Annotated in this window: 11 protein-coding genes; all 11 read left to right on the top strand. The window is 58.7% G+C overall.

Annotated features, from left to right (window positions below; genetic code table 11):
• Positions 1 to 429, top strand: a 429-nt coding sequence (locus HUJ17_RS05850) for a gamma-glutamyl-gamma-aminobutyrate hydrolase family protein (RefSeq protein WP_290509803.1), incomplete at its 5' end; no start/stop codon positions are given.
• Positions 430 to 447: 18 nt separating this feature from the next.
• Entirely contained in the window at positions 448 to 1,290 is an 843-nt protein-coding gene (gene kdsA, locus HUJ17_RS05845) for a 3-deoxy-8-phosphooctulonate synthase (RefSeq protein WP_290509802.1), read from the top strand.
• Positions 1,291 to 1,310: 20 nt separating this feature from the next.
• The gene (gene eno, locus HUJ17_RS05840; RefSeq protein ID WP_290509801.1) at positions 1,311 to 2,603 is read left to right on the top strand and encodes a phosphopyruvate hydratase; all 1,293 of its coding nucleotides are present in this window, start codon (positions 1,311 to 1,313) and stop codon (positions 2,601 to 2,603) included.
• Positions 2,604 to 2,660: 57 nt separating this feature from the next.
• The gene (locus HUJ17_RS05835; protein WP_290509800.1) at positions 2,661 to 2,966 is read left to right on the top strand and encodes a septum formation initiator family protein; all 306 of its coding nucleotides are present in this window, start codon (positions 2,661 to 2,663) and stop codon (positions 2,964 to 2,966) included.
• Positions 2,963 to 3,676: a 2-C-methyl-D-erythritol 4-phosphate cytidylyltransferase gene (gene ispD / locus HUJ17_RS05830; RefSeq protein ID WP_290509799.1), complete on the top strand. Its 714-nt coding sequence runs from the start codon at positions 2,963 to 2,965 to the stop codon at positions 3,674 to 3,676. Before HUJ17_RS05835 ends, ispD begins: the two co-directional genes overlap by 4 nt.
• 2 nt (positions 3,677 to 3,678) lie before the next feature.
• Positions 3,679 to 4,152, top strand: a complete 474-nt coding sequence (gene ispF, locus HUJ17_RS05825; RefSeq protein ID WP_290509804.1) for a 2-C-methyl-D-erythritol 2,4-cyclodiphosphate synthase — start codon at positions 3,679 to 3,681, stop codon at positions 4,150 to 4,152.
• Complete coding sequence (locus HUJ17_RS05820; protein ID WP_290509798.1) at positions 4,149 to 5,165, top strand: tRNA pseudouridine(13) synthase TruD; 1,017 nt, start codon at positions 4,149 to 4,151, stop codon at positions 5,163 to 5,165. The genes ispF and HUJ17_RS05820 overlap by 4 nt, the downstream gene beginning before the upstream one ends.
• A 38-nt stretch (positions 5,166 to 5,203) precedes the next feature.
• The gene (locus tag HUJ17_RS05815; protein ID WP_290509797.1) at positions 5,204 to 5,866 is read left to right on the top strand and encodes a protein-L-isoaspartate(D-aspartate) O-methyltransferase; all 663 of its coding nucleotides are present in this window, start codon (positions 5,204 to 5,206) and stop codon (positions 5,864 to 5,866) included.
• Positions 5,867 to 6,047: 181 nt separating this feature from the next.
• Positions 6,048 to 6,956, top strand: coding sequence for a DUF368 domain-containing protein (locus HUJ17_RS05810; RefSeq protein WP_290509796.1), 909 nt, complete (start codon positions 6,048 to 6,050; stop codon positions 6,954 to 6,956).
• A 90-nt stretch (positions 6,957 to 7,046) separates the two neighbouring features.
• Positions 7,047 to 7,835, top strand: a complete 789-nt coding sequence (locus HUJ17_RS05805; RefSeq protein ID WP_290509795.1) for a peptidoglycan DD-metalloendopeptidase family protein — start codon at positions 7,047 to 7,049, stop codon at positions 7,833 to 7,835.
• 28 nt (positions 7,836 to 7,863) lie between these two features.
• On the top strand, positions 7,864 to 8,210 hold a 347-nt coding region (locus tag HUJ17_RS05800), incomplete at its 3' end, for a cation diffusion facilitator family transporter (protein ID WP_290509794.1).

Raw genomic sequence — 8,210 nt, 5'->3', positions numbered from 1 at the left:
TCCGAGCTGCGCCCGGATACGCCGGACCCGGTGGTGGGCCTGATTACCGAGTGGACCACCGAAGATGGTCACAAGGAGCAGCGCTCCGAGGAATCCGATCTGGGCGGCACCATGCGTTTGGGTGGTCAGGAATGTATTCTGGAGGCAGGTAGTCGTGCTGCTGAATGTTATGGCGGCACCCGAATTGTCGAGCGTCACCGTCATCGCTACGAAGTGAACAACAATTACCTGCCACAGCTGGAAGGCGCCGGTCTGAAGATCGTCGGTCGCTCAACTGATGGCGAGCTGGTGGAAGTGATCGAAGTGGCGGACCACCCGTGGTTTGTGGCTTGTCAGTTCCACCCGGAGTTTACCTCGACTCCCCGTGACGGGCATGGTCTGTTCAAGGGCTATGTGGCTGCAGCTCTGGCGGAACAGAAAGCACACTAAGGAAAGGGTGTACGCGTTATGCAAAAGACCATCAAGCTCGGCGACCTGGAATTTGCCAACGACAAGCCCATGGCCCTGTTCGGTGGCATGAATGTGCTGGAATCCCGGGACATGGCCATGCAGGTGGCGGAAGCCTATGCGGAAGTGACCAGCAAGCTGGGCATCCCCTGGGTATTCAAGGCAAGTTTCGACAAGGCCAACCGTTCCTCACTGAGTTCCTACCGGGGCCCGGGCATGGAAGAGGGCCTGAAGATCTTTGAAGAGATCAAGCGGACCTTCAACTGCCCGCTGATCACCGATGTGCATGAACCCTATCAGGCCGCACCAGTGGCAGAGGTGTGCGATATCATCCAGTTGCCGGCCTTTCTGGCGCGGCAGACCGATCTGGTGGTGGCCATGGCGAAAACCGGTGCCATCATCAATATCAAGAAACCCCAGTTCCTGGCTCCCCACGAGATGAGCCACATCCTGCACAAGTGCGAGGATGCCGGGAACGATCAGCTTATCCTCTGCGAGCGTGGTTCCAGTTTCGGGTACAACAACCTGGTGGTGGATATGCTCGGCTTCGGCATCATGAAGAAGTTCAATTACCCGGTGTTTTTCGACGTGACCCATGCCCTGCAGAAGCCGGGCGGTCGCGCGGACAGCGCCGATGGCCGCCGTGCCCAGGTGGCCGAACTGGGCCGTGCCGGCATCAGCCAGGGTATCGCCGGACTGTTCCTGGAGGCCCATCCGGATCCGGATAATGCCAAATGCGATGGCCCCTGCGCCCTGCGACTGGACCGTCTGGAGCCATTCCTTGCCCAGATGCAAACCCTGGATAATACCGTCAAGGCACTGCCTGCCTTTGAAAACAACTGATTGAAGAGAGATTGACTGTCATGTCCAAGATCGTTGACATCAAAGCCCGCGAAATTCTCGACTCCCGTGGCAATCCCACCATTGAAGCCGATGTGGTTCTGGAATCCGGCGCCTTCGGCAGTGCCTGTGCTCCCAGTGGTGCCTCTACCGGTTCCCGCGAAGCGCTGGAACTGCGTGATGGCGACAAGGCCCGCTACCTGGGTAAGGGCGTCACCAAGGCCGTTGGCAATGTGAACTCCGCCATCCGTGAATTGCTGGTGGGAATGGACGCCAGTGACCAGAAGGCCCTGGACAAGGCCATGATCGATGCCGATGGCACCGAGAACAAAGCCAACTTCGGCGCCAACGCCATCCTCGCCGTTTCACTGGCAGCAGCGAAGGCGGCGGCGGTGGACCAGGGCAAGCCCCTTTACGAGTACATTTCCGACCTGCAGGACGATGACAACGAGTACTCCCTGCCGGTACCGATGATGAACATCATCAACGGTGGTGAGCACGCTGATAACAACGTGGATATCCAGGAATTCATGATCCAGCCGGTGGGCGCCCCCACCGTGGCCGAAGCGATTCGCTACGGCGCCGAGATCTTCCACGCCCTGAAAGGCGTGCTGAAAAAGCGTGGCCTGAACACGGCAGTGGGGGATGAAGGTGGTTTCGCCCCGGATCTGCCCAGCAACGAGGCAGCCCTGGAAGCGATCATGGAAGCCATTGAAATCGCTGGCTACAAGGCCGGCGATGACGTGACCCTGGCCCTGGATTGCGCTGCCAGCGAATTCTACAAAGACGGCAAATACGTGCTGGCCGGCGAAGGCCGCAGCATGAGCTCTGAAGAATTTGCCGATTACCTGGCCGAGCTGTGTGATCGTTATCCGATCATTTCCATTGAAGACGGCATGGACGAATCCGACTGGGATGGCTGGAAAATCCTCACGGAAAAGCTGGGTAATAAAATTCAGCTGGTGGGCGACGATCTGTTCGTGACCAACACCAAGATCCTCAAGCGAGGCATCGATGAAGGGGTGGCAAACTCCATCCTGATCAAGTTCAACCAGATCGGTTCTCTCACCGAAACCCTGGATGCCATCAAGATGGCCAAGGACGCCGGCTACACTGCGGTGATTTCCCACCGCAGTGGCGAGACCGCCGACAGCACCATCGCTGACCTGGCCGTGGCCACTGCCGCAGGCCAGATCAAGACCGGCTCCCTGTGCCGTTCCGATCGGGTGGCCAAGTACAACCGCCTGATTCGTATTGAACAGGAACTGGGACGCGCTGCTTACCATGGTCGCAAAGAGTTCAAGTTCCTCGGCTAAGTAATGTCAGATACCGGGACCAGCAGGACAGTAAGAGGATCTGGCAAGCGGGAGACCATGCAGTTGTCTCCCGCCAGACAGATAGTGATTGCGCTGCTGGCTCTGGTGTTTGTCGGCCTGCAGGCCCGCTTGTGGTTTGGTGAGGGCAGTTTGCGACATGTGGCCACTCTGGAAAAAGAGGTGGCCAGGCTCAAGCAGAGCAATGCCAAACTTAACGAGCGCAACCGGCTGATGGCTGCCGACGTGAAAGATCTCAAGCAGGGCACCGAAGCGGTGGAAGAGATCGCCCGCAAGGATCTGGGCATGATTCGCGATGGTGAGACTTTTTTTCTGATTCTCGAACAACCCCGGGGCGGCGAGTGAATCCTGTCATTAGCGGCCCTCTCTACGCGGTGGTACCGGCTGCCGGTATCGGTGAACGCATGGGGGCGGGTTTTCCCAAGCAATACCTGTCACTGGCCGGCAAGACCCTGGCCGAGCATACTCTCAATCGCTTGTTGTCGTTTGCCCCTATCGATCGGGTTCTGGTAGCGGTTTCTGCACAGGATCCCTGGTGGCCGACGCTGGGAGTTTCTTCTCATCCCCGTATTGCCACCGTAAGCGGTGGAGCCGCACGGGCCGAATCCGTGCGCAACGGCGTTGCCAGGGCACTTGAGCTGGGAGGTGAGAATGCCTGGGTGCTGGTCCATGACATGGCGCGGCCCCTGGTGCGGTTGTCTGATATCCAGAACCTGCTTGACCAGACCGACGGCCAGGGCGCCATCCTGGCATTGCCGGTGGTGGATACCATCAAGCAGGCTGACGACGACAATCATATCGCTGCCACCCTGGATCGTGACTGCATCTGGCGGGCGCTGACACCGCAACTTTTTCCTGCACGTGCGCTGCTTGATGCCCTGCAGGGCGATCTGGCCGGTATTACCGATGAAGCGTCTGCCATGGAAAGGGCAGGTTGCTGTCCCGCATTGGTGGCCGGACATAGCGACAATATCAAGATTACTGTCCCGGAAGATCTGGCGCTGGCTCGCTATTATCTGGGCCGTCAGCTGGGCGATGAGGAGAGCATGTTTTGAGTATCCGTATCGGCCAGGGCTTTGATGTGCATGCCTTCTGCGAAGGCGACCATGTCATGCTGGGCGGCGTGGCGATTCCTCATGCCCAGGGTCTCAAGGCTCACTCCGATGGCGATGTGGCCCTGCATGCCCTCTCCGACGCTTTGCTCGGTGCCCTCGCTCTGGGGGACATCGGCCACTATTTTCCGGATACAGACCCGCAGTGGAAGGGCGCCGATTCCGGCAAGTTGTTGGCCGCCATCTATCGGGATGTCACCGCTGCCGGTTGGCAACTGGGTAATGCGGATATCACTGTCATCTGCCAGGCTCCCAAACTGGCACCTCATATCGGCGCCATGCGCCAGCGTATTGCCGACCTGCTTGGTTGTCAGGTGGAGCAGGTCTCCGTCAAGGCCACTACCACGGAAAAACTTGGTTTCACCGGCCGCAAGGAAGGTATTGCGGTGCAGGCCGTGGTACTTGTGGAGTCTCGATGAGTCTTCCCTGCGCCCATGGCGGCCCGGCATCCACCGGGGTGCTGAAAGCCTCCCCGGCAGACTTCCAGGTATTCGAGCACATGCATGTGCTTCCGGAAGGCGAAGGCGAACACCTGTGGCTGGAGATCGAGAAGATCGGCTGGAACACCGAGGATGTGGCGCTGTTATTGGCCAAACAGGCAGGTGTTCACCGTCTGGCAGTGGGCTACAGCGGCCTCAAGGACAAGCATGCAGTAACCCGTCAGTGGTTCAGTCTGCACTTGCCGGGCAAGGCGGATCCTGAATTTGTCTGGCCTGAAGGGTTGCGGCTTTTGCAGGGATTGCGCCACCGTCGCAAGCTGAACCGGGGTACCCATCGCGCCAACGGTTTTGTGCTTCGTGTCACCGATTTCCAGGGGGATCGCCAGCAGCTGGAGCAACAACTGGCCACGATTGAGCGTCAAGGGGTGCCCAACTATTTTGGTGAGCAGCGTTTTGGTCGCGGCGCCGGTAACCTGGTGCGTGGGACTGAGTGGTTGCGCGGGGGGGAAGCGCCGCGTAAGAAAGCGCTGCGCGGTTTGTGGCTGTCCGCGGTGCGCAGCGACTTGTTCAACCAGGTCCTTGCCGAGCGCGTTAACCGCCAGTGCTGGGATAGGGTGCTGGCCGGTGATCTGCTACAGCCGCAAGGTAGTCGCGGCCTGTTCCCTGCGGACGATGACACAGATGCCGACAAAAGAGTGATCGCAGGCGAGGTTAACCCCACCGCCCCTTTGCCGGGGTTGCCGGGCATGGCATCATCTGGCCCTTGCCGGGAACTGGAGCAGCAGGTGCTTGCACCTCATGCCGCAGTGATTGACGGCCTGTGCAAGGTGGGCGTTGACGAAGCTCGTCGGGCCACACGCTTGCCGGTACGGGACTTGCAATGGTCCTGGCAAACGGAAAGGGAAGGGGAAGTGTGTCTGGAGCTGGCGTTTACGCTGCCCACAGGCGCTTTTGCCACGACAGTGATGGCGGAAATTATAAAGCCTGAATAATCCGCCGAGAGGCAAATCCAGAGGCAAAAGAAGTACAGATGGATATCCAACTTAGTGGCATCGGCATGACCTCTGCACGGACCCGGGATCGTCTGGTGCAGCGGCTACGCGATGCCGGCATCATTGACGAGCGGGTACTTGATGCCATTCGCAATACTCCACGTCACCTGTTTATTGAAGAAGCCCTGGCTCACCAGGCCTACGACGATACCGCGCTGCCCATCGGCCACGGCCAGACCATTTCCCAGCCCTGGGTGGTGGCCCGTATGACCGAATTGCTGATCGCTAACGGCAGGCCCACCAAGGTACTGGAGATCGGTACCGGCTGTGGTTATCAGACAGCGGTGCTGGCCCAGTTCTGTGATGCACTTTATTCCGTGGAACGGATCCGGCCGTTACAGGATCAGGCGCGCAAGCGGTTGATAAAGCTGGGCTTGGCGCGGGTACAACTCAAACATGCGGATGGTGGTTTCGGCTGGAAGAGCGAAGCTCCCTTTGATGGCATTCTTGCCGCCTGTGCCCGTGCAGAAATTCCCGATGATTTGTTGTCACAACTGGCAGACGGCGGTCGCCTGGTGATGCCGGTGGGTGGTGATCGCCAGCAGATCCTCACGGTCGTCGACCGCGACGGAGACAAGTTTCATGTGCAATCACTGGATGCTGTTCGTTTTGTGCCGTTCCAGCGTGGGGTAATGCGATAAGGCAGCTACAAGCTTCAAACTGCAAGCTACAAGGCGCGACCAGAATGGAAATTAGCGAATAAGCATTGCCCGCGCCCAATCGTCTGGAGCGCGGAATCTGGTGGCGATGAAACTACAATACTGAGCCCGTGTTGCAGCTTGAAGCTTGTAGCTTGCGGCTTATCAACAACGCAGGGGCAACATGATCCGACCCGGTATTTTCTTTCGCGGCATGGCCATGGGCGCAGCTGATGTGGTGCCCGGGGTGTCTGGTGGCACCCTGGCGTTGATCACCGGTATTTATGAAGAATTGATCGACACCCTGGGTGGGCTGACGCCGCGCTTGCTGAAGGTATGGCACCAGCAAGGCTTTGTGGCGTTCTGGCAACAGGCCAACCTGACCTTTCTGGTAACCCTGCTGGCAGGTATCTTTACCAGTATTGCCTTGCTGGCCCGCCTGATTACCTGGTTGCTGGACACCCACCCGGTGCCGGTGTGGGCCTTCTTCAGCGGCCTGATTCTGGCCAGCATTTTTCTGGTATTGAAACCCCTGCAACAACGGGGGGGCGTTCAGATTGCTGCCTTTGTAGCGGGTACCGGTGTGGCTGTGGCCATCGGGCTGGCACCAGCCCTGTCGTCGCTGGGCAGTGGTGCGACGGTGTTCTTCTTTAGTGGCATGCTTGCCATCTGCGCCATGATCCTGCCTGGCATTTCCGGCAGTTTTATCCTTCTTTTACTGGGAATGTACCAACCGGTGCTGGAGGCCGTGAAGCAAGGTGAGATAACGTTGTTACTGGCCTTTATGGCCGGCTGCGCCATCGGGCTGCTGAGCTTTGTGCATGTGCTGAAATGGACCCTGCACCATTACCACGACACGGTGATGGCCTTGCTGGCTGGTTTCATGGCGGGGTCATTGTTGAAACTGTGGCCCTGGCGTATATCAGGTGAACAGGGGCTGGCCGATCGTTGGCTGACACCTGCAGAATACGCCACGTTGACCGGTGAAGGTTCGCAGCTGGCCCTAGCTCTGCTTTCCGCGTTACTGGCGGCGGTGCTGGTGTGGCTACTGTATCGGGTCGCACCCGTGCATAATGTTGCGCAGGGCTCGTAGTCAATGAATTTCTGGTACCGCGGCTGCCGGTACCATTTCGACGGAGTGGGTGATGGTGTGCCAACGGCCGACAGGCAGCGATGCATTCTGATGCGTAGTCTGGCGACGGCATTGATCTTCCTGATGGTAAGCGGCTGCAGCGCGGGCAATTTCGCGCCGGTCGTGGATATCTACGGGCAAGAGCCGCGAACCAGCAAGGTCACTGCTGGCACCCATGAAGTGCGTAGCGGAGAGACCCTGTACTCCATTGCCTGGCGTTATGGCTGGGACTATCGCGAGCTGGCCAGGGCCAACAGGATTCCTGCGCCCTATACCATTTATCCGGGGCAGCGCATTTCCCTGGCGCTAAAGGCGCCATCCAGCAGTGGCTCCTCGGCCCCGGCAATCACCAGCAAACCAGCACCGAAACCCGTCAGCAAACCTGCCAGTAAAGCGGAACCTGCCAAGCCGCAAAAAACGCCGGAATCCAAACCCGCTGATACTGCCTCGGCTGGCTCCACGGTGGGGCCAGTGAGCTGGCGCTGGCCAGCCGGGGGGCAGGTGGTAGAAACCTTCTCCAGCGATAACCATGGACGAAAGGGAATCGCTATTTCCGGCAAATCCAACAGCCCTGTTGTGGCAGCAGCGGATGGGCGGGTGGTGTACCGCGGCAGCGGTTTGACCGGCTATGGCAATCTGCTGATTCTCAAGCATAGTGATCGCTGGTTAAGCGCCTACGCTCATAATGACAGGATGATGGTAAAGGAAGGGGATGCGGTAAAAGCCGGGCAGCAGATCGCCGCCATGGGGGCTACGGGTACTTTCCGTACCCAGCTGCATTTCGAGATTCGCAAAGATGGTAAACCAGTGGATCCGCTCACGTATTTACCGAAGAAATGACACCTTTGTTCTCTAACGGAATCCATCCATGACCACTGAAACCCGCCGGCAACATCGCCTCCTTATGGTTGCTGCCCTGTCGTCGATCATTACGGCCTTGCTGCTGATTGCGGCCAAGACGGCGGCCTGGCTGATGACCGGTTCTGTGAGCCTGCTGGCGTCGCTGGTGGATTCGGTGATGGATTCGCTGGCCTCACTGATCAATTTCTTCGCCATTCGTTATTCCCTGGTGCCTCCTGATGAGGAGCATCGGTTTGGTCATGGCAAAGCGGAGGCACTTGCTGGGCTGGGTCAGGCAGTTTTTATCGCCGGATCGTCGATATTCCTGATCCAGCAGTCGGCTCTCAAACTGATGGACCCGCAGCCGATTGAGCA

Origin of the sequence: Alcanivorax sp. (assembly GCF_014762765.1) — a bacterium.
Lineage (GTDB): Bacteria > Pseudomonadota > Gammaproteobacteria > Pseudomonadales > Alcanivoracaceae > Alcanivorax.
This window is presented reverse-complemented; position numbering and strand designations above follow the sequence as displayed.

What these genes read in the sequence shown, in the direction of transcription:
- HUJ17_RS05820 (WP_290509798.1), top strand. Translation starts at nt 4,149, where the DNA reads ATGAGTCTTCCCTGCGCCCATGGCGGCCCGGCATCCACCGGGGTGCTG.
- HUJ17_RS05805 (WP_290509795.1), top strand. Translation starts at nt 7,047, where the DNA reads ATGCGTAGTCTGGCGACGGCATTGATCTTCCTGATGGTAAGCGGCTGC.
- HUJ17_RS05815 (WP_290509797.1), top strand. Translation starts at nt 5,204, where the DNA reads ATGGATATCCAACTTAGTGGCATCGGCATGACCTCTGCACGGACCCGG.
- kdsA (WP_290509802.1), top strand. Translation starts at nt 448, where the DNA reads ATGCAAAAGACCATCAAGCTCGGCGACCTGGAATTTGCCAACGACAAG.
- HUJ17_RS05835 (WP_290509800.1), top strand. Translation starts at nt 2,661, where the DNA reads ATGCAGTTGTCTCCCGCCAGACAGATAGTGATTGCGCTGCTGGCTCTG.
- HUJ17_RS05810 (WP_290509796.1), top strand. Translation starts at nt 6,048, where the DNA reads ATGATCCGACCCGGTATTTTCTTTCGCGGCATGGCCATGGGCGCAGCT.
- eno (WP_290509801.1), top strand. Translation starts at nt 1,311, where the DNA reads ATGTCCAAGATCGTTGACATCAAAGCCCGCGAAATTCTCGACTCCCGT.